This is a genomic window from Paenirhodobacter sp. CAU 1674 (genome assembly GCF_029222945.1).
Lineage (GTDB): Bacteria > Pseudomonadota > Alphaproteobacteria > Rhodobacterales > Rhodobacteraceae > Rhodobacter.
In genome coordinates this window covers 358,835-377,286 of the sequence record NZ_JARHUH010000002.1, presented here as the reverse complement: position 1 = coordinate 377,286, position 18,452 = coordinate 358,835, and the positions used below count along the sequence as shown (strand labels likewise).

The 18,452-nt window shown below is 65.6% G+C and carries 20 protein-coding genes; 4 read left to right on the top strand and 16 right to left on the bottom strand.

The genetic code is table 11. The annotated features are described in order from the left end of the window. The first annotated feature begins 2 nt into the window (after positions 1 to 2). From P2G62_RS04055 to P2G62_RS04040, 4 genes are all read left to right on the top strand, one after another. Positions 3 to 581 (top strand): tetratricopeptide repeat protein, encoded by a 579-nt coding sequence (locus P2G62_RS04055; protein WP_275733587.1) that lies wholly within the window; start codon positions 3 to 5, stop codon positions 579 to 581. Between the two features lie 25 nt (positions 582 to 606). Then, a complete protein-coding gene (locus P2G62_RS04050) occupies positions 607 to 1,467 on the top strand; it encodes a tetratricopeptide repeat protein (protein WP_275733586.1) in 861 nt (286 codons plus the stop codon). 4 nt (positions 1,468 to 1,471) lie between these two features. After that, a complete protein-coding gene (locus tag P2G62_RS04045) occupies positions 1,472 to 1,975 on the top strand; it encodes a prepilin peptidase (protein ID WP_275733585.1) in 504 nt (167 codons plus the stop codon). A 150-nt stretch (positions 1,976 to 2,125) separates the two neighbouring features. Continuing rightward, the gene (locus P2G62_RS04040; RefSeq protein ID WP_275733584.1) at positions 2,126 to 3,436 is read left to right on the top strand and encodes an ATPase; all 1,311 of its coding nucleotides are present in this window, start codon (positions 2,126 to 2,128) and stop codon (positions 3,434 to 3,436) included. Between the two features lie 9 nt (positions 3,437 to 3,445). Here P2G62_RS04040 and P2G62_RS04035 read toward each other — a convergent pair whose 3' ends face one another. The 16 genes from P2G62_RS04035 to P2G62_RS03960 all read right to left on the bottom strand — a co-directional run bounded on the left by P2G62_RS04035 (position 3,446) and on the right by P2G62_RS03960 (position 18,441). Further along, on the bottom strand, positions 3,446 to 4,180 hold the full coding sequence (locus P2G62_RS04035; protein WP_275733583.1) for a LytTR family DNA-binding domain-containing protein: 735 nt from the start codon (positions 4,178 to 4,180) through the stop codon (positions 3,446 to 3,448). Between the two features lie 220 nt (positions 4,181 to 4,400). Further along, positions 4,401 to 5,285, bottom strand: coding sequence for a bifunctional methylenetetrahydrofolate dehydrogenase/methenyltetrahydrofolate cyclohydrolase FolD (gene folD, locus P2G62_RS04030; RefSeq protein ID WP_275733582.1), 885 nt, complete (start codon positions 5,283 to 5,285; stop codon positions 4,401 to 4,403). Continuing rightward, on the bottom strand, positions 5,282 to 5,584 hold the full coding sequence (locus P2G62_RS04025) for a chorismate mutase (protein ID WP_275733581.1): 303 nt from the start codon (positions 5,582 to 5,584) through the stop codon (positions 5,282 to 5,284). The genes folD and P2G62_RS04025 overlap by 4 nt, the downstream gene beginning before the upstream one ends. A 73-nt stretch (positions 5,585 to 5,657) precedes the next feature. Further along, a complete protein-coding gene (locus P2G62_RS04020; RefSeq protein ID WP_275733580.1) occupies positions 5,658 to 7,325 on the bottom strand; it encodes a formate--tetrahydrofolate ligase in 1,668 nt (555 codons plus the stop codon). Positions 7,326 to 7,416: 91 nt separating this feature from the next. Beyond that, positions 7,417 to 8,013, bottom strand: a complete 597-nt coding sequence (locus P2G62_RS04015; RefSeq protein ID WP_275733579.1) for a sulfurase — start codon at positions 8,011 to 8,013, stop codon at positions 7,417 to 7,419. Next, positions 8,013 to 8,813: a methyltransferase domain-containing protein gene (locus P2G62_RS04010; protein ID WP_275733578.1), complete on the bottom strand. Its 801-nt coding sequence runs from the start codon at positions 8,811 to 8,813 to the stop codon at positions 8,013 to 8,015. Before P2G62_RS04010 ends, P2G62_RS04015 begins: the two co-directional genes overlap by 1 nt. A gap of 3 nt (positions 8,814 to 8,816) precedes the next feature. After that, positions 8,817 to 10,718 carry an ATP-dependent zinc metalloprotease FtsH gene (gene ftsH / locus P2G62_RS04005; RefSeq protein WP_275733577.1) on the bottom strand — a complete coding sequence of 634 codons (1,902 nt, stop codon included), beginning with the start codon at positions 10,716 to 10,718 and terminating at the stop codon, positions 8,817 to 8,819. Positions 10,719 to 10,796: 78 nt separating this feature from the next. Continuing rightward, on the bottom strand, positions 10,797 to 12,008 hold the full coding sequence (tilS, locus tag P2G62_RS04000) for a tRNA lysidine(34) synthetase TilS (protein WP_275733576.1): 1,212 nt from the start codon (positions 12,006 to 12,008) through the stop codon (positions 10,797 to 10,799). Then, a complete protein-coding gene (gene ybgF / locus P2G62_RS03995) occupies positions 12,005 to 12,835 on the bottom strand; it encodes a tol-pal system protein YbgF (protein ID WP_275733575.1) in 831 nt (276 codons plus the stop codon). The genes tilS and ybgF overlap by 4 nt, the downstream gene beginning before the upstream one ends. Positions 12,836 to 12,837: 2 nt before the next feature. Further along, positions 12,838 to 13,359: a peptidoglycan-associated lipoprotein Pal gene (gene pal, locus P2G62_RS03990; protein WP_275733574.1), complete on the bottom strand. Its 522-nt coding sequence runs from the start codon at positions 13,357 to 13,359 to the stop codon at positions 12,838 to 12,840. A 65-nt stretch (positions 13,360 to 13,424) separates the two neighbouring features. Then, positions 13,425 to 14,744 (bottom strand): Tol-Pal system beta propeller repeat protein TolB, encoded by a 1,320-nt coding sequence (tolB, locus tag P2G62_RS03985; protein WP_275733573.1) that lies wholly within the window; start codon positions 14,742 to 14,744, stop codon positions 13,425 to 13,427. A 110-nt stretch (positions 14,745 to 14,854) separates the two neighbouring features. Further along, entirely contained in the window at positions 14,855 to 16,063 is a 1,209-nt protein-coding gene (locus tag P2G62_RS03980; RefSeq protein ID WP_275733572.1) for a cell envelope biogenesis protein TolA, read from the bottom strand. Between the two features lie 19 nt (positions 16,064 to 16,082). Further along, complete coding sequence (locus tag P2G62_RS03975; protein ID WP_275733571.1) at positions 16,083 to 16,565, bottom strand: ExbD/TolR family protein; 483 nt, start codon at positions 16,563 to 16,565, stop codon at positions 16,083 to 16,085. Positions 16,566 to 16,568: 3 nt separating this feature from the next. Further along, positions 16,569 to 17,264 (bottom strand): protein TolQ, encoded by a 696-nt coding sequence (gene tolQ, locus P2G62_RS03970; RefSeq protein ID WP_275733570.1) that lies wholly within the window; start codon positions 17,262 to 17,264, stop codon positions 16,569 to 16,571. A 128-nt stretch (positions 17,265 to 17,392) separates the two neighbouring features. Continuing rightward, positions 17,393 to 17,794 (bottom strand): tol-pal system-associated acyl-CoA thioesterase, encoded by a 402-nt coding sequence (ybgC, locus tag P2G62_RS03965; protein WP_275733569.1) that lies wholly within the window; start codon positions 17,792 to 17,794, stop codon positions 17,393 to 17,395. Then, positions 17,791 to 18,441 carry a hypothetical protein gene (locus P2G62_RS03960; protein WP_275733568.1) on the bottom strand — a complete coding sequence of 217 codons (651 nt, stop codon included), beginning with the start codon at positions 18,439 to 18,441 and terminating at the stop codon, positions 17,791 to 17,793. The genes ybgC and P2G62_RS03960 overlap by 4 nt, the downstream gene beginning before the upstream one ends. Positions 18,442 to 18,452 lie beyond the last annotated feature (11 nt).

Sequence of the window (18,452 nt, the reverse complement as noted above, 5' to 3'; positions counted from 1 at the left end):
CGATGACGCTCCTGCTGCGCGGCCGGATCTTGGCCGCCCTTGCTGCAACGCTGTGCCTCGGCGTTCTGGCCGCTTGTTCCCCGGGCGGCCTTTCGGCGACACAGGACAGCCCCTATGCGCCCGGGGCCGCCCGGGGCGAAGGGGTGGACGGGTTGCTTGTCGGGCATCGGCTGATGGCGGCGGGCGAATACGAACTGGCGCTCAAGGCCTATTACCGCGCGGCGGGCACCCAGGGCGCGACGGTCGATGTGCTGTCCGCTATCGGCTCGGCCAATCTGAAACTGGGACGGCTGGGCCAGGCCGAACAGATCCTGCGCCGCGCGACCGAGGCAGACCCGACCTTCGTGCCGGCCTGGAACAATCTGGGCGTCGTGCTGATGGAAAAGGGCGATGCCGCCGAGGCCGCGCAGGTCTTCCAGACGGCCTATGCGCTGGATAGTGGCCAATCGGACTCGATCCGCGAAAACCTGCGGCTGGCCCTCGCAAAATCGCGAAAACCTGATTATTCTGTCCAAGATGACAAGACTTTCACGCTGGTTCGACGCGGCGCGGGTGAATACCTCCTGCTGACCCGGCAATGAGGCTAGAGCAAAAGGACGCAGAAACATGCGCCACCCGATCTTTCTTGCGGCCCTCGCGGGCTGCGCGCTGGCCATGTCCGGCTGCGCGAAGAACAACGACGCCGAGGTGACCCGCGCGCTGAAAAGCGTGAACGCCATCGACGAAACCAACCTGTCCGACATCATGCTGACGGTGGGCGACCCGCAGGAAGCAGTGAATTATTTCCAGCGTTCGTCCAGCGAAAACCCCGACCGGATCGACCTGAAACGCGGGCTGGCGAAATCGCTGATCCGCGCGCAACGCCCGAACGAGGCCGCGAAGGTCTGGACCCAGGTCATCGCGATGCCCGAGGCCACGCAGGACGACAAGGTGCAGCTGGCCGATGCGCAGATCCGTTCGAACGACTGGAAGGCCGCGGAAGCCACGCTCAACACGATCCCGCCCACGCATGAAACTTTCCAGCGCTACAAGCTCGAGGCCATGGTGGCCGACAGCAACAAGAACTGGGCCAAGGCCGACAGTTTCTATGAGGTTGCAGCAGGCCTGACCACGAAACCCGGCGGCGTTCTGAACAACTGGGGCTTTTCCAAGCTGACCCGCGGCGATGCCAAGGGCGCCGAAAAGCTGTTCGCCGAAGCGCTCAGCTACGATCCGGGCGCCTTCACCACCAAGAACAACCTGGTTCTGGCCCGCGCGGCGCAGCGCAAATACGACATGCCCGTCGTCGACATGAGCCAGACTGAACGGGCGCAGCTGCTCTATACCGCCGCGCTGTCGGCAATCAAGCAGGGCGATGTGGCCATTGGCAAGGGCCTGCTGCAAGAGGCCGTCGACACCCACCCGCAGCATTTCGAAGAGGCCGCGCGCGCGCTGGCCGCTCTGGATGCCAACGTGGCCAAGGGCTGAACGCATGCTGGGCCTGTCGACCCAGATGGCAGCGCTGGTCTTTCTGGCGCTGGTCACACCGATCTGCATCTGGGTCGTCTATACCGACCTGAAATACATGAAGATCCGCAATTCCGCGGTGCTGGCCTTGCTGGCGGTCTTTGCCCTGGCCGGGCCTTTGTTGCTGCCGCTTGACGTCTGGGCCTGGCGTTGGAGCCATTTTGCCGTGGTGCTGGCGGTGGGGTTCGTGCTGAACATGATCGCGCATTTCGGCGCGGGGGATGCGAAATTCGCCGCCGCCGCCGCGCCCTTCTTCGCGTGCGAGCCCGGCGATATCACAGTGATCGTGATGCTTTTGTCCGCGTTCTTGCTGGGGGCCTTTGCCACCCACCGGATCGCGCGCACCATTCCCGCGCTGCGCACCATGGCCCCCGATTGGGTCAGCTGGACGCGCAAGGATTTCCCGATGGGCCTGGCGCTTGTCGGCACGCTCTGGACCTATCTTCTGATCGTGGCGCTGGCGGCCTGAGCAGGCCCGCGACCCCGGCCTCTCCGCGGTTTTTCCCATTTTTGGCCACAATAGCCGGGCAGGATGGCGGTGCGAATCCCGTTACGGGACAATAGCGCGCGACCGGCCCCGCCGACGCGCCCCCGAAGGCACGATCAGATAGGACGCCCGATGAACATGTTGGCGACGAATGTCATGGCACCGCCCCTCCCGCGCACGCTGGCCGATGTCGGGCTGAACACGGTGATGATGCGCGACGTGCTGCTGAAAACCATGTTCCGCACCAATATGGACACGATCAGCGGGCTGTCGAAACTGATCTGCCTGCCGATCACCCTGACCCAGGAACTGATCGACCTGTGCCGCCAGCAACGGCTGGTCGAGGCCACGGGCACCCTGCATGCCAATTCGGGCGGCGAGATGGGCTATCAGCTGGCCGATGCGGGCAAGGCGCGCGCGCTCGATGCGCTCAGCCAGTCGGAATATTACGGCGCAATGCCCGTGCCGCTTGATATGTACCGCACCCAGACCGAGCGCCAGTCGATCCGCAACATCCAGCTGACCCGCCAGCAACTGACGCAGGCGATGGGTCATCTGGTGCTGCCGCCGACGCTGCTTGACCAGCTGGGGCCTGCGGTCAGTTCGGGGCGCTCGATCCTGATGTATGGCCCGCCCGGCAACGGCAAATCCTCGATCTCGAACGGGATTCGCGATGCCTTGGGCGACAAGATCTACATTCCCCGCGCGGTCGAATATGCCGGGCAGGTCATCACCGTCTACGACCCGATCGTACATGCCGCCGCCACCGAACAGGTCGAGGACGCCTCGAGCCTGCGCAAATCCGGCAACCGTTATGACAACCGCTATGTGCTGTGCGACCGCCCGACCGTGATCACCGGCGGGGAATTGTCGCTCGACATGCTCGACCTGACCTACAACCCCACCGCCCGCACCTATACCGCACCCCTGCAGATGAAATCCTCGGGCGGGGTGTTCATCGTGGACGACCTTGGCCGTCAGGCCGAACCGCCGCAGAAACTCGTGAACCGCTGGATCGTGCCGCTGGAAGAAAGCCGCGACATCCTGGCCCTGCAATCGGGCGAGAAATTCGAGGTGCCCTTCGACACGCTCGTGATCTTCTCGACCAACTTCCACCCGAACGAGATTTTCGACAAGGCCGCGCTGCGCCGGATTTTCTTCAAGATCAAGATCGACGGGCCGAACCAGGCCGATTTCCTGAAGATCTTTTCGCTGGTTGCCAAGAAGCGCAAGATGCCACTGGACGAGAAGGCGCTGGTCCACCTGCTGAAGGTGAAATACCCCGAAATCCAGAACGTCTATGCCAATTATCAGCCGATCTTCCTGATCGACCAGATGATCGCGATCTGCGAATTCGAAGGCATGCCCTATCAGATGACCCCCGATCTGATCGACCGCGCCTGGGCCAACATGTTCGTCGACAATTCGGTGATCGAACACTAGCGCCGGGGATCAATCGGCCGCGACCAGCCCCCGCTCGATCACCTGCGGCAGATAGGTTTTCGACACCGGCACTTCGGCGCCATCGCTCATCTGCAGCAGCAGCTTGCCGCGTTCCCGCCGGGCGCCGATGACCGCCTGATCCGCCACCCAGTGCGAGCGATGCACCCGCAATCCCGGCTGCCCCTCCAGTTCGGCCATGGCATCGGCAAAGCGCATCAGCAGGCTGGTGGCGCCCGCCTCGGTGACCACGTCGACATAATGATCGCGCACCTGCAACCGCACGATCGGCGCACGCAGGGCGGGATCAATCCGCATCAACAATCGCACCCCGCCATCCCCCTCTGCCGGGGGGGACTGGGGCATCTGTTCAACCGGGCCGGAAGGGGCCGGACCGCCCTCCACATTCTGGCGGAACGCGTGGCGCAAGGTCGAAATCGCCAGAGAGACCACAAAAACATAGAGCGCCATCACCGGCAAGGTCGGCCTTGCAGGGTTCTGCCCCTCTGTCATGGCCAGCATCAGCGCCCAGCACGGCGTCGCCAGAACGGCGGTCGCCAGCACAGCGATCACCGGTGCCTCGAACAGATAGCGGCGCAGGCCCAGATACTGCTGCACCAGAACCCGCAACGCGGCACCGATCAGAATACCGAAAAAGATCACCAGCGGCCAATAGATCAGCCGGTTGAGAAAAGACATCGACGTCAGCGAACCGAACGGCCCTGCAATCACGCTGAATACCGACATGACCGCCCAGATAATGGGCAAAACCGGCGCCGAAAGTGTTCGTCTGTAAGCCTCAAACAAAGAGGTCATGCCTCTAACCCAATGTTACCGTTCACTAATCTACAGCTACCCACCCCGACTGCAAGCCGTAATAGTCACGATGACAACACATGTCGCGCGCGGGCCTTGCACGCAGCGGGGCACGGCGGCACAGGCCGCCGTGCCCCGGGTTTTCAATAATTTACGCCGTAAGCCCTTCGGGTTCGGGCAGGCCGTTGGCGCGGCAGCAGGCGGTCAGGGTATTGGCCAGCAGGCAGGCGATGGTCATCGGGCCGACGCCGCCGGGGACCGGGGTGATCGCGCCCGCCACCTCGGCGCAGCTGTCGAAATGGCAGTCGCCCAGAATCCCGTTGCGGCCGGGAACGCGGTTGATGCCCACGTCGATCACCGTGGCGCCGGGCTTCACGAAATCGCCGGTGATCATCTCGGGGCGGCCCACCGCGGCCACCAGGATATCCGCGCCCCGGCACAGTGCCGCCAGATCCTTCGTCCGGCTGTGCGCGATCGTCACCGTGCAGCTGTCGCCCAGCAACAGCTGCGCCATCGGCTTGCCGACGATATTGCTGCGCCCGACCACCACCGCGTTCAGCCCGCTGAGGCTGCCCAGATGGTCGCGCAGCATCATCAGGCACCCGAGCGGCGTGCAGGGCACCATCGCCTTTTGGCCCGTCCCCAGCAGCCCCACGTTCGAGATATGAAACCCGTCCACATCCTTGGCCGGGTCGATCGCGTTGATCACCAGATCGCTGTTCAAATGCCCGGGCAGCGGCAGCTGCACCAGAATGCCGTGCACCGCTGGATCGGCATTGAGTTTGCCAATCAGATCAAGCAGTTCGGCCTCTGACGTCTCGGCCGGCAGCTTGTGCTCGAAACTGTTCATGCCGACCTCGACGGTCTGCTTGCCCTTGTTGCGCACATAGACCTCGGAAGCCGGGTCCTCGCCCACCAGAACCACCGCAAGACCCGGCACGATCCCCTGTTCTTCCTTCAGACGCGCAACCCGCTCGGCAACCCGCGCCCGAACCCCCGCCGCAAACGCCTTCCCGTCGATCCGTGTGGCTGTCATGCCTGGTCCCCTTTGCCCAAAATCCGTTCTTCCTGCGCGATGAAATGTTCGATCATCTCGCGCCACAGCCGTTCGGCCAGATCGGGGTCCATCCCCGCATCGCTGGCCTTGGTGCGCACTTTGGCCACCACATCTTCGACCCGCGCCGGTATCCGCGCGGGCAGGTTTTCAGCAGGCTTCAACTGCGCCGCACGATCCACCAGCCGCGTGCGCCGCGCCAGAAGCGCCACGATCTGACCATCGAGCGCGTCGATCTCGACCCGCAGCTCTGCCATCGACCCAATCTGATCGGGTTCCATCCAGCGGCCTCCAAAGGTTTCGGTGCTCCGATCCTATCGCAGTTTCCATGCCCCGGCTCAACCCCGGGGCCGCTCAGAACAGCCCCGCAACCTCGCCCGCAGCATTCAGCCCGATGCTTTGCGCCGCAGGCACCCGGGGCAGGCCCGGCATCGTCATGATTTCGCCGCAGATCACCACGATGAACCCGGCCCCCGCGCTCAGCCGGACCTCGCGGATCGGCACCGCATGGCCGCTGGGGGCACCGCGCAACAGCGGATCGGTCGAGAACGAATATTGCGTCTTGGCCATACAGATCGGCAGCGCGCCATAGCCCGCCGCCTCCCATGTCCGCAGCTGATCGCGGATGGATTTGTCGGCGATCACCTCGCCCGCGTGATAGATCCGCCGCGCGATCGTGTCGATCTTGTCCCACAGGCTCATCTCGTCGGGATAGAGCGGAGCAAAGGCACTCGGCCCCGATGTCATCGCCATCACCTTGCGCGCCAGATCCTCGGCGCCAGCGCCGCCTTCGGCCCAGTGACGGCAGGTAATCGCCTCGGCGCCCTGCCCTGCGGCATAGGCCTGCACCTCGGCGATCTCGGCGTCGGTATCGGTGGTGAAGCGGTTGATCGCCACCACCACCGGCACGCCAAACCCCTTGGTATTGGCGATGTGACGGCCTAGGTTGGCGCAGCCCTTGTGCACCGCAGCCACGTTTTCCGCCGCCAGATCCGCCTTGGCCACGCCACCGTTCATCTTCAGCGCGCGCACCGTCGCCACGATCACCGCCGCCGCGGGTTTCAGCCCGGCCTTGCGGCATTTGATGTCAAAGAACTTCTCGGCCCCCAGATCGGCGCCAAAGCCCGCCTCGGTCACCACATAATCCGCCAGCCGCAGCGCGGTCTGCGTGGCGATCACCGAGTTGCAGCCATGCGCGATATTGGCAAAGGGGCCGCCATGCACGAAAGCGGGCGTATGTTCGAGCGTCTGCACCAGATTGGGCTGCATCGCCTCGCGCAGCAGCACGACCATCGCCCCGTCGGCGCCCAGATCGGCACAGGTGATCGGCGTGCGTTCGCGGGTATAGGCTACGACGATCCGCCCCAAGCGCGCCAGCAGATCGTCCAGATCGCGCGCCAGACACAGGATCGCCATCACTTCGGAGGCCACCGTGATGTCAAAGCCGGTCTGCCGCGGAAACCCGTTGGCCACGCCACCCAGCCCCACCACCATTTCGCGCAGCGCGCGGTCGTTCATGTCCATCACCCGGCGCCAGGTGATCCGCCGCTCGTCAATGGCCAGGCTGTTGCCCCAGTAGATGTGATTGTCAATCATCGCGGCCAGCAGGTTGTGCGCCGCCGTCACCGCGTGAAAATCGCCGGTGAAATGCAGGTTCATCGATTCCATCGGAACCACCTGCGCAAAACCGCCACCTGCCGCGCCGCCTTTCATGCCAAAATTCGGCCCGAGGCTCGCCTCGCGGATGCAGATCGCCGCGCGTGCGCCCAGCCGTTGCAGCGCATCGCCCAGCCCCACGGTCGTGGTGGTCTTGCCTTCGCCCGCCGGCGTGGGGTTGATGGCGGTGACCAGGATCAGCTTGCCCTCGGACCGCCCCGCCAGACCGGCGATGAAGCCCGCATCGATCTTGGCCTTGTCGCGGCCATAGGGGATCAGCGCCTCTTCAGGGATGCCCAGTTTCGCGCCGATTTCGGGCATCGGGCGTTTCGCCGCGGCACGGGCGATTTCGATATCGGTTTGCATCGGCTCCTCCTCCGGTCGAAGGCAGCCTAGCGTGCGCATCGTCCGGCGAAAGCCCAGAAACGACGCAGAACCGGATAAAATCGGCGCGAAATCAGGCGCCGCGTGCCGCGTCCAGATGCGCCCAGCCGCGTTGATCGGGCACATGCAGCCGCAGCCGCTGCCCGGGCAACAGTATGCCGGGACGTTCGACCCAGGCGACGACACCGCGCCGCCCCTGTGCGGCAGGCTTGTAGGCCGCCCCATGCCCGGGGTGGAAATGCTCGATCACCTTGCCGGGCAGAACGCAGGCGCGGTTTTCCATGTCGATGACCAGTGTCACGCCGTCGGGCCCCTGCAACCGCGAGGATGGCGGCAGATGCGTCAGATCCGGCAGACCACGCAGCACCACGCTGGCGCCGACCCAGCGCGGATCAAGCGCGGGCAGACCCATCGCCACGGCGGTTTCGGCCAGCTCTTCTTCGGACAGGACGGTCAACTGCCTGGTGTTGGCGATCACCGTGCCGCGCGGGTGCTGCGCCAGAACCCGCGAGCAGCTTTCGCGGGTCAACCCGCCATGCACCTCGCCCATCGGGCCTTCGAAGGTCAAGTGCAGGCTGTCCACGGCATGCGAGGCCAGCCCCGCCCCCGCGCCAACCGCGCCCAGAAAGGTGATTTCTCCGTAAAAATCGGTGGGTTTTAGAGCGGGCATCAGGGCACCGTGACAGTGAAGAAGACACGACGGAAGGGGAACAGGACAGAGCCGTCAGCCTCGGGCGGATAGGCCGCGGCCAGCGCGATTTCGTAGCGCGCGATGAAGGCTGCCTGTTCCTCGGCGTTCAGCTTCTCGACGAAGGGGCGCAGCGCCGTGGATTCGGTGAAGCGGCGCACCGGATGCGCCCCGTCCACCGGGTCCAGCCGCTGAATGTAATCGGTGGACCAGGCATTCACCCGCCCAAGCGGCGCCAGCATCCGCGCATACTCTGCCGCGCCTGCGACGGGCGGCTCCCATCCAGCGAAATCGAAACGGTCAGGGAACATTTCCTGCGCAAACTCCCGCAGGAAGCGATGCGAAGGCGCCCCGTATTGCCGGGGCATCTGCACCGCCAGCGTGCCACCCGGCGCCAGCCACCCCGCCAGGCGCGGCAACAGCGTGGCATGGTCCCCCAGCCAATGCAGCACCGCGTTGGAAAAGATCAGTGCGGGGGGCTTTTTCGGCTGCCATTCGGTCAGATCGGCCAGATCGCAGCGCCGGTACGCCCCGGTCGCCGCCGCCTCTGCCAACATCGCGGGCGAATTGTCGACCCCGATCAACTTGCGATCGGGCCAGCGCATCGACAACGCAGGCCCGACCGCGCCGTTGCCACACCCCAGGTCGATGATCTGCCCCTTGGGCAGATCGCCCACCTGCGCAAGCAAATCCAGGGCCGGGCGCAGCCTGAGGCTGCGGAACCGGGCATAAGCCGCCGGGTTCCAATCGGCCGATTTGCCCGGGCTCCCCGTTTTCGCCATGGCTCAGGCCGAAGGTTCGGGCGCGGTATCGCCGCCTTTGGCCGGTTTCGTCTTGGGGATTGCAGTCACCGCCGGCAGGCTGCCCGACGGCGTGTCGTCGGCATCATCGCCGCCCAGCGGCTCGCCCGCCATGACCTTGCGGATCTCGTCCCCGGTCAGGGTTTCGTATTCCAGCAGGCCCTGCGCCAGACGTTCCCATTCGTCCTGATGGTCCGACAGGATGCGGCGTGCCTCCTGATAGCCGGTCTCGATCAGGTTGCGAACCTCGTCCTCGATCAGTTCCTTGGTCTTGGTCGAGACCGAGAAGCCGCCGGTATTGCCCTGATAGCCCTCGTGCGCCTCGGAATAGTCGATGTTGCCGACCTTGTCCGACATGCCCCAGCGCATCACCATTGCCCGCGCAATCGCACTGGCCTGCATGATGTCGCCCGCCGGCCCGTTCGAGACGTGCTCTTCGCCCCATTTCAGGATCTCGGCCGCCTTGCCCGCCATGGTCATGGTGATCTTCTGCTTGGCCTCGTCCTTGTGGTAGTTCAGCTTGTCCATTTCGGGCAGGCTGACCACCATCCCAAGCGCCTGGCCGCGCGGAATGATCGTGGCCTTGTAGACCGGGTCGCATTTCGGAAGTTTCAGCCCGACGAGCGCGTGACCCGCTTCGTGATAGGCGGTCATTTCCTTCTGCTCGGGCGTCAGCACCATCGAGCGCCGCTCGACCCCCAGCATCACCTTGTCCTTGGCCTGTTCGAAATCTTCCATCGTCACGAACCGCCGCCCGACGCGCGCGGCCATCAGCGCGGCCTCGTTCACAAGGTTTGCCAGATCGGCACCCGAGAAGCCCGGCGTGCCGCGGGCAATCACCCGCAGGTCCACGTCCGGCCCGGTCGGCACCTTGCGCGCATGCACGGTCAGGATCTTTTCGCGTCCCTTGATATCGGGGTTCGGCACATGGATCTGACGGTCGAAGCGGCCCGGACGCAGCAGCGCCGGGTCCAGCACGTCCTTGCGGTTGGTCGCGGCGACGATGATGATACCTTCGTTCGCCTCGAACCCGTCCATCTCGACCAGCAGCTGGTTCAGCGTCTGCTCGCGTTCGTCATTGCCGCCGCCGATGCCGACGCCGCGGGCACGGCCCACTGCGTCGATTTCGTCGATGAAGACGATGCAGGGCGCGTTTTTCTTGGCCTGTTCGAACATGTCGCGCACGCGGCTGGCGCCGACGCCCACGAACATTTCCACGAAGTCCGAGCCGGAAATGGTGAAGAAGGGCACGCCCGCCTCGCCCGCAATCGCACGCGCCAGCAAGGTCTTACCCGTGCCGGGCGGGCCCACGAGCAGCGCGCCTTTCGGGATCTTGCCGCCCAGACGGCTGAACTTCTGCGGGTTGCGCAGGAATTCGACGATCTCTTCCAGCTCTTCCTTGGCCTCGTCGATGCCGGCCACGTCATCAAACGTCACGCGGCCATGTTTTTCGGTCAGCAGCTTCGCCTTGGATTTGCCAAAGCCCATCGCCCCGCCTTTGCCGCCGCCCTGCATCCGGTTCATGAAGAACACCCAGATGCCGATCAGCACCAGGAACGGCAGCCACACCCCCAACAGCGACATGAAGCCCGACTGTTCCTGCTTGGTCACCTTGACCTGGATGCCCTTGGCGATCAGCTTTTCGGCGATCTCGTCAGAGGCGGGTTTGACCGTGGCGAAGGTCGAACCGTCAGCGATCTGATAGCGCACGTCTTCGCCATCCAGCTGCACGCTTTTGACATCGCCTTTCTCGACCTGCGCCATGAAGTCGGAATAGGCGACCTGCGACGAGCTCATCGCGGATTGCCCATCCCCGAACAGGTTGAACAAAGCCAGGATCAGCAGGAACAGCACAGCCCAAAAGGCGAGATTGCGCGCATTGCCCAAGGGGGACCTCCAAAATTATGCGGGTCTCGGGCGGACCCGAAACCTTTGCAGGAGAAAATAGGGATTACTGAGGCAGGTTCAACGTCTGAATAGCATTGAAAGAAAACTGCCGCAGGCAATCTGCGCTTTCCAGCCGTTTTCTTGCCCCGCCAGAGGCGCCGCAATCAGCGTTTCGCCCTGCCAGACTGCCGGCGCGGCCAGCAGCGAACCGCGTGGCAAACCCGCTTCGCGCCAGTTCGGGCACTGCCGCAGCCCCTCGGCCCCCAGCGCTGCGATCTGCGCATCCGGCATGGCTGGCCCGTCAAGCCGCCAGCGGTCCCACACCTGATCCGCAGCCACCCGCAGCCCGGCCACGGCTCCGGCCTCGCGGGCAATGCGAATTTCGGTATCGCGCAGGGTGATCTTGCAGCCGTGCAGGGTGGCCGCACGCGGTGCAGACAGCCAGGCCCCCAACTTGGCCGCGCGCGGCGGATAGTCGGCCCCCGACACCCAAAGCAACGCCGCATTCATCAGCCGCCGCTGCAATTCAGGCTCCAGCGTCGCAAACCCCTGTAGATCAATCACCACATCGCCCGAAGGGGTTTGCACATGCGCCCGGGCCCACTGCGCCAAAACCGCACGCAGGGCGCGCTCGGCCTCGGCCAGATGATCCACCGTGGCGGCAATCGTGGCCGCGTTCAGCCCCAGCGGCGCCAGCAACGCCAAAGCCTTGCGCGCCTTGACCCGATCAAAGCGGTCGTTGTCATTCGACGGATCGTCCAGCCAGGCCACATTCCGCGCGGACAGCCAATCGCGCAACGCGGCGCGGGACGTGCGCAGAAACGGGCGATGCCAGGTCACCCCCTCGGCCTCGAAGCGGGCACGCATCCCCGACAACCCTTCAAGCCCGGCCTCCCGCGCCAGGCGCATCAGGAAGGTCTCGGCCTGATCGTCGGAGGTGTGCCCCAGCGCGACATGCGCCAGCCCCTGCCCCCGCGCCCATGCGCCGATCAGTCGCAGGCGCGCGCGCCGCGCCTGATCCATCAGATTGCCGGCGGTGTCAGGCCGTTTCCAGCGCAGGGTGCTGTGCGGCACCCCGATCCGGGCACAGTAGCGGGCCACGAACGCGGCCTCTGCCGCCGCCTCGGGGCGCAGGCCGTGATCGACCGTCACCGCCGCGACATCGTAGCGCGCGGCAAGCGCCGTCAGCAAAGCCATGGAATCGCCCCCGCCAGAAACGGCAACCCCGACACGCCGGGGCGCATCGGGGTCAAAAGCCGTCTCGGCCAAGTGTTCGGGCGCTGGCGTCACTGGCAGCCCAGGCCCTGCATCGCAGTTTGCGCCTGTGTCGCCGCAGGCGCACCGGGGAAGCGGTTGGGCACCTCGGCCAGCGTGGCGCAGGCCTCGACCGTCTGGCCAAGCGCGCCCAGCGACTTGCCAAGCCCCAGCAGGTTGTCGGCGGCACGCGCGCCGGTGGGTTCGGCCGAAAACGCCGCCAGCCAGGCACGCGCAGCACCGGGCACATCCCCCGCGCTTTGCAGCGCCTCACCGCGCAGATACATCGCCTCGCCGGTCAGCGGACCGCCCGGATAGGTTTCGGCAAAGGTCGCAAAGAGGTCAGCGGCGCCGCGAAAGTCACCCTGACCGAGCACCTCCTTGGCCCGGTCAAAATCGCTTTGCTCGTTCATGGCAAGCGATGCCCCCGCGGGCGCGGGGGTCGCGTTGGGCGCAGGCGCCGTGACCGGATTGGCCGCGATCGCCCCCCCGCCCAAAGGCGAGGTCTGACCGATCGTCGAGATATCGCAGCCGGGCGTCACCTCGCACAGCCGGAATTCCAGATCGCCCACCCGGTTGGTGCCATCGGCCACCACCTGATTGACGCGGTTTTCCAATGCCTCGGTGCGCGAGGTCAGCTGGCTCAGCGCCGCCTCCATCGCGTCCATCCGCTCCAGCGCCGAAGCCCCGCCTGCCGCCTGAATGCCCTTGGCACCCGAGGCCACCAGCTCTTGCCGCAGGCTTTGCAACTGGGCGCTCAGATCGCCCAGTTCGGCCCGGATATCGGCCAGCGTCTGCGCGTCCTGCCCGAAGGCAGGCGCGGCAAAGGCCAGCGCGAGGCTCAGCACCAGCGCCCGTTTCATGCTCAGCTACCCGCCCCGAGCGAGATCACCGTCACAGCGCGACGGTTCTGGGCATAGCAATCCTCGGTCGAGCAGACCGCCAGCGGGCGTTCCTTGCCGTAGGACACGGTGCGCAGACGGTTGCCCGCAACCCCTTGCGAAATCAGGTATTCCTGCACCGAATTGGCACGACGCGCGCCCAGGGCAAGGTTGTATTCACGGGTGCCCTGTTCGTCGGCGTGGCCTTCGACGATCGCCGAATATTGCGGATGGCTGGCCAGCCACTGCGCCTGACCCGACAGGGTGGTGCGGGCTTCGGGGCTCAGCGTCGATTGATCGACCGCGAACAGCACCTTGTCACCGACCGTGGCCGAGAAATACGCGGGCGAGTTCGGGTCGCTGATCGAGCCTTGCGAGATCCCGCCGTCGCCATAGGCGCCGCCCGGGTCCACCACGCCGCTACCAGCGCCGTATTTGTCGGGGTTGTTACAGGCCGCGAGGCCCAGAACTGCCAGCAGGATCATTGCCTTGGGTGCGAAAGTCATGTGTTACCGCCTTTTGTTGGCCATTTGGCCCAGTTTATCAGCTTCGTTACAGCTTGTGAATCGTCTCAGGGCAGAAGCGGCGACCAGGCCGGATCGGAGGCCGCGCCCCCCGTCGTGACCGCCTTCAGGTTGCGCCCGGAAATATCGACCGAATACAATTGCGCACTGCCGCCCGCACCCGAGCTTTCGCGGGTGAACATGATGACCCGGCCATTGGGCGACCAGGTCGGGCCTTCGTCCAGGAAGGACGCGGTCAGCAGGCGCTCTTCGGAACCGTCGGTGCGCATCACGCCGATGTGGAAGCGCCCGGCGTGCTGCTTGGTGAAGGCGATCAGATCGCCGCGCGGCGACCACACCGGCGTGCCATAGCGGCCTTCGCCAAAGGAAATCCGGGTCGGCTCGCCGCCGCCCGCGGGCATGATATACAGCTGCTGCGTGCCCGATCGGTCGCTTTCGAACACGATGCGCGATCCGTCCGGGCTATAGCTCGGCGCGGTTTCGATCGCCGGGCTGTTGGTCAGCCGCGTCGCGCCGCCGCCGTTCACGCCCATCTTCCAAAGGTCGGTGTTGCCGCCTTGCTCCAGCGAATAGACGATGCTGCCGCCATCGGGCGAGAAGCGCGGCGCAAAGGTCATCGTGCCGGGGGTTTCGGGCAGCAGTTGCGCGCTGACATTGCCGACATTGAGCATCTTGATCCGCGGGAAGCCAGTTTCAAACGTGGTGTAAAGCACCCGGTCACCCGTGGGCGAGAACCGCGGCGCCAACACGATCGTGCTGCTGTCGGTCAGATATTGCACATTCGCGCCGTCGTAATCCATCACCGCCAGACGCTTCAGCCGCGCGTTCTTGGGCCCGGTTTCCGACACGAACACCACGCGGCTGTCGAAATAGCCGCTTTCGCCGGTGATCCGGCTATAGATCACATCGGCCACCTTGTGCGCCAGGCGCCGCCAGCTGCCGCTGGACGCGGCCAGTTGCTGCCCTTCGCCCAGTTGCTGACCGGAATACACGTCGAACAGGCGGAATTTCACCACCACCTTGCCGCCCGCCATCGACACGCCGCCGACGATCAGCGCCTGTGCGTTGATCGCCTGCCAATCGGCATAGCTGACCGGCGTTTCAAAGGCCGAGAACCGCTGGATATGCGCGCTTTGCGGAATTTCGCGGAACAGGCCGGTGCCGGTCAGGTCGCTGGCGATCACCTGGGTGATATCAGCGGCCATCTGTCCGGCATCGCCGGTTTCCGCCACGAAACCGGGCAGCGCGAAGGGCAAGGGTTCGATCACGCCATCGGTGATTTCGATGCGCAGCGGCCCCTGCTGGGCCAGGGCCACGCCGGGGCCGATCATCAATGCCGCCAATGCGGCCAGTGCAATACGCAACATTCCTGAATTCCCTCGACTGGGCTTTGTGTTCTTGTAACGCGTTTCTGCATCGCGGCGCATCACAAGCGCCGGAGGACCCGCGAAAATCTGCCGACCTGTGCTGTGCGCGCTCATTTCATCCGCATCTTTTCGGGGTTGAAGACGATTTCGATCTGGCGCCAGTGGTCGTATTTTTCGGGCGGCAGCGGGAAGCCATCGGAGCCGCAGCGCACGATCGCGCGCCGCCCGGCCTCGTAGGCCTGTTTCGCCGCCGCGTCCGAGCCGCCCTCGTAGCCGACCATGCGGATCGAGGTGATGTCGGGCTTGCCGTCGGGCTTCATGTCGACCGCCACCGTCACGCTGGTGCGCAGCGCTTCGGAACTTAGCGCGCCGACGTTCCAGCAGGCCTTCACATCGACGATCAGCGCCTCTTTCTCGCCCGAGGTGACCGGCGGGCCAGACGCCGCGCGCCCGGTGCCGCCCGTGCCCTCTGTCTCGCCCGCCAGCGCCTCGGCCAGCGCGTCGTTCACCGCATCCGCCGCAGGTTTCGCCGCCGCCGGTTTCGCGGGGGTCTTGGCCGCCGCCGGTTTTTCCGCTGCGGCCGTTTCCGACGGCGCGGGCGCGGGCTTGGCCGGTTTCGAGCGCGGACGCGGCGTCGACAACGGCGCCGAGGTCTTGGCGACCTCTTCGGTCTCGGTGGCCTCGGTCACGATTTCGGTCGTGGCTTCGGGGGGCGCGGCCTCTTGCTTGGGCTGTTCGACCACCTCTTCGGGTTCCGCGGCCTCTTCGGGGCGCGTCTCGGCCTCGGCCATGTCCGACACCCTGGCATCCGGCGCGGGCGCCTCCGCGGCCTTGGGCGCCACGCGCGGCGCGGGTTTCGGGCGCGGACGCGGCGAGAAATCGGGCGAAAGCGTGTCTTGCGGCACCTCGACCGGCGGCATCATCGTCGGCGGCACCTCGGTCACCTGCGCGGGTTCCGGCGGCGCCAGATCGGTCAGATCCGGGGCGGGTTCAGGCGCGGGCGCAGGTTCGGCCAGCGCCTCGGGCGCAGGTTCGGGGACGACCTCGGCCTCGGGGGCCGGTTCGGGCGCAGGCGTCGCCTCGGTCGGGGTGGCGGGCTGCGCCGGGGCCTCGGTCACGGGGGGTTCGGCAGCCTTCGGCGCCGCCGCCATCATCGCCTGAAACTCGGCCTCGGACATCACCGAAACCTCGGACATCACGACAGGCTCGGACGGCTTGGGCTTGAACCACTCGCCGCCCAGCACGACCCAGGCGATCACCCCCAGATGGAGCGCCGCCGAAATCGCCGTGCCAAGTTTATCTGCCCTGTCTACGCGCATTCGCGCCCACTTTCCGGTTTCAGTTTCCGGCCGGCGCGCCGGTCAGCTGCGGCCCGCCCACATCGGTAATCAGCACGATATTGCCGAACCCCCCGGCGTTGAGCGCCCCCATCACCTGCACCACACGCGCATATTCGATGCCGCCATCGGCCCGCAGGAACACCTTGTCGCTGTCGCGTTCCTGCGCCACCGCACGCAGACGATCCACCAGCTCGGCCTCCGGCACCGGGGTGTTCATCATTGACACGGTGCCGTCGAGCTGCAGCGAGATCGTCAGCGGCTCTTCCTGTTCGGTCGGCACGGCCTTGGCGGCGGTTTTCGGCAATTCCAGCGGCACGCCCACGGTCATCATCGGTGCGGCCACCATGAAGATGATCAGCAGCACCAGCATCACGTCGACCATCGGCGTGACGTTGATCTCGCTCATCGCGTGGGACTTGCCCCGGCTGCCCCGGCGACGGCGCCCGCCGCCCCCGCCCTTTTTCATCACCCCCGCACCCATCGCTCAGGCGTCCAGCTGGCGCGACAGGATGGTGGCGAATTCGTCGGCAAACGCCTCGTAGCCCGAGGCGATGCGGTCACTGTCCGCCGACAGCTTGTTGTAGAAGATCACCGCCGGGATTGCGGCCAGCAGGCCAAGCGCGGTGGCCACCAGCGCCTCGGAGATCCCCGGCGCCACGACCGCCAGCGAGGTGTTCTGCGAAATCGCGATTTCCTCGAAGGCGACCTTGATCCCCCAAACGGTGCCGAACAGCCCGACGAAGGGCGCGGTCGACCCGACGGTGGCCAGGAACGGCAGGCCGGAATTCAGATGTTCGGTTTCCTTCGCGATCGCCACGTCCATAGACCGGTCGATGCGCGCCTGCGCGCCCGCGATCAGCTCGCCGTCGCTGCGATGGCTGCGGCGCCATTCCAGCATGCCCGCGGCAAAGATCCGTTGGCTGGCCCCCACCGGCGCAGGGCCGATCTGGTCGAACAATTCATCCAGCGGCTCGCCCGACCAGAAGGCCCGGTCAAAGCCCTCGGCCTCGGAACGGGCGGCGCGGAAGGTGATGAACTTGCGAATGATGATCGACCACGACCAGAAGCTGGCCACCGTCAACAGCATCATCACGAGTTTCACGGTAAAGGATGCGCGCAAGAAAAGCGCCAGCAAGGAGAAATCCATCTCCTGCGTCATCGCAAGGGTCTGCTGGTCCATCGGTCACTGCTCTCAGGGGTGGGGCCACGTTTTCGGGCTCTGATTAGCAGCGATTCTATACGAGGATCAGGGGGAACGCCATAACATCTGCGTCATTGCGCTGTAGCAATTGCCGCCATGCAGAAAGGTCAATGCACAGCCGGGGCGATCCTGCGCCGCACATCGGCAGGAAGCCGCTGAGCCGCGCCGCTCGGGTTCAGGCACACCAACGTGACAGTCGCGGTGAACAACACCTCCGAGTCGCGCAGCACGGCCTGCTCCAGCACCATCCGCGCGCCGGTTTCCGCCACTAGATCGGTGCGCACAATCAGCGCATCGTCGTATTTCGCGGGCTTCAGATAATCCGCCTCGACCCGGCGCACCGCAAAGACCACGCCATGATCGCGCTTCAGCGCGGCCTGATCGACCCCCACTTCGCGGATCCATTCGCTGCGGCCGCGCTCGATGAATTTCAGGTAATTGGCGTAATAGACGATGCCGGCAAGGTCGGTATCTTCGTAATAGACGCGGATCGGAAATTCGTGGCTCATGCTGCACCTCCTGCCGCCAGCCGCGCGGTCAGGCGCAACGCATGGCTGGCATCATGCGCCACGGCGGGCATTACCGGATCATAGGCCGCGCGGATCACGCCGGCCACATCGGGGCGCAATACCGTCACCCCGCGCGCCATCGCCAGTGGCGAGCGTTCGGCAAAGGCCCGGTCGGACCACAGCAGGATCATCTGCACCGCCTGCGAGAGCGCGATCGTGTCGGCGGGCACCTCGTCCAGCGCCGCATCCATCCGCACGAAGCTGAAACAGGCCCGAATCGCGCCCTCGGCATCGAAGCGGAACACCCGGTACTGATTGGCCCCGGCATCGTCGAGGCGCGTGACCAGATCGGCCAGCCCGTCGATCATCTGGTCGAGATTGGGCACCTCGAGCAGCTCCTGCCAGTCGCGGAAGAAGAAGATCATCAGATTGGCGCCCAGCTCCGGGTCGGTTTCGGCCATCTTGTGGCCCGCCAGCGTCACCACCGCCTCGACCGCGCCCTTGACCGTGGCCAGCGTCGCCGCATCCACGCCGAACACCACCGGCACGATAGGCCGCCCCCAGCGCGCGAACAGATACTCGCCCGTGGCCCGCGTGAACATCGCAGTGATTGCATCGGCGCTTGGCGCCTCGGTTGCGTCAGACATGGCCACCCCCG

What these genes read in the sequence shown, in the direction of transcription:
- P2G62_RS03975 (WP_275733571.1), bottom strand. Translation starts at nt 16,565, where the DNA reads ATGGGTGCGGGGGTGATGAAAAAGGGCGGGGGCGGCGGGCGCCGTCGC.
- pal (WP_275733574.1), bottom strand. Translation starts at nt 13,359, where the DNA reads ATGACTTTCGCACCCAAGGCAATGATCCTGCTGGCAGTTCTGGGCCTC.
- P2G62_RS04050 (WP_275733586.1), top strand. Translation starts at nt 607, where the DNA reads ATGCGCCACCCGATCTTTCTTGCGGCCCTCGCGGGCTGCGCGCTGGCC.
- P2G62_RS04010 (WP_275733578.1), bottom strand. Translation starts at nt 8,813, where the DNA reads ATGGCGAAAACGGGGAGCCCGGGCAAATCGGCCGATTGGAACCCGGCG.
- P2G62_RS04025 (WP_275733581.1), bottom strand. Translation starts at nt 5,584, where the DNA reads ATGGAACCCGATCAGATTGGGTCGATGGCAGAGCTGCGGGTCGAGATC.
- P2G62_RS04055 (WP_275733587.1), top strand. Translation starts at nt 3, where the DNA reads ATGACGCTCCTGCTGCGCGGCCGGATCTTGGCCGCCCTTGCTGCAACG.
- P2G62_RS03960 (WP_275733568.1), bottom strand. Translation starts at nt 18,441, where the DNA reads ATGTCTGACGCAACCGAGGCGCCAAGCGCCGATGCAATCACTGCGATG.
- P2G62_RS04015 (WP_275733579.1), bottom strand. Translation starts at nt 8,013, where the DNA reads ATGCCCGCTCTAAAACCCACCGATTTTTACGGAGAAATCACCTTTCTG.
- folD (WP_275733582.1), bottom strand. Translation starts at nt 5,285, where the DNA reads ATGACAGCCACACGGATCGACGGGAAGGCGTTTGCGGCGGGGGTTCGG.
- tolB (WP_275733573.1), bottom strand. Translation starts at nt 14,744, where the DNA reads ATGTTGCGTATTGCACTGGCCGCATTGGCGGCATTGATGATCGGCCCC.
- P2G62_RS04045 (WP_275733585.1), top strand. Translation starts at nt 1,472, where the DNA reads ATGCTGGGCCTGTCGACCCAGATGGCAGCGCTGGTCTTTCTGGCGCTG.
- P2G62_RS03980 (WP_275733572.1), bottom strand. Translation starts at nt 16,063, where the DNA reads ATGCGCGTAGACAGGGCAGATAAACTTGGCACGGCGATTTCGGCGGCG.
- ybgC (WP_275733569.1), bottom strand. Translation starts at nt 17,794, where the DNA reads ATGAGCCACGAATTTCCGATCCGCGTCTATTACGAAGATACCGACCTT.
- ybgF (WP_275733575.1), bottom strand. Translation starts at nt 12,835, where the DNA reads ATGAAACGGGCGCTGGTGCTGAGCCTCGCGCTGGCCTTTGCCGCGCCT.
- P2G62_RS04040 (WP_275733584.1), top strand. Translation starts at nt 2,126, where the DNA reads ATGAACATGTTGGCGACGAATGTCATGGCACCGCCCCTCCCGCGCACG.
- P2G62_RS04020 (WP_275733580.1), bottom strand. Translation starts at nt 7,325, where the DNA reads ATGCAAACCGATATCGAAATCGCCCGTGCCGCGGCGAAACGCCCGATG.
- P2G62_RS04035 (WP_275733583.1), bottom strand. Translation starts at nt 4,180, where the DNA reads ATGTCGGTATTCAGCGTGATTGCAGGGCCGTTCGGTTCGCTGACGTCG.
- tolQ (WP_275733570.1), bottom strand. Translation starts at nt 17,264, where the DNA reads ATGGACCAGCAGACCCTTGCGATGACGCAGGAGATGGATTTCTCCTTG.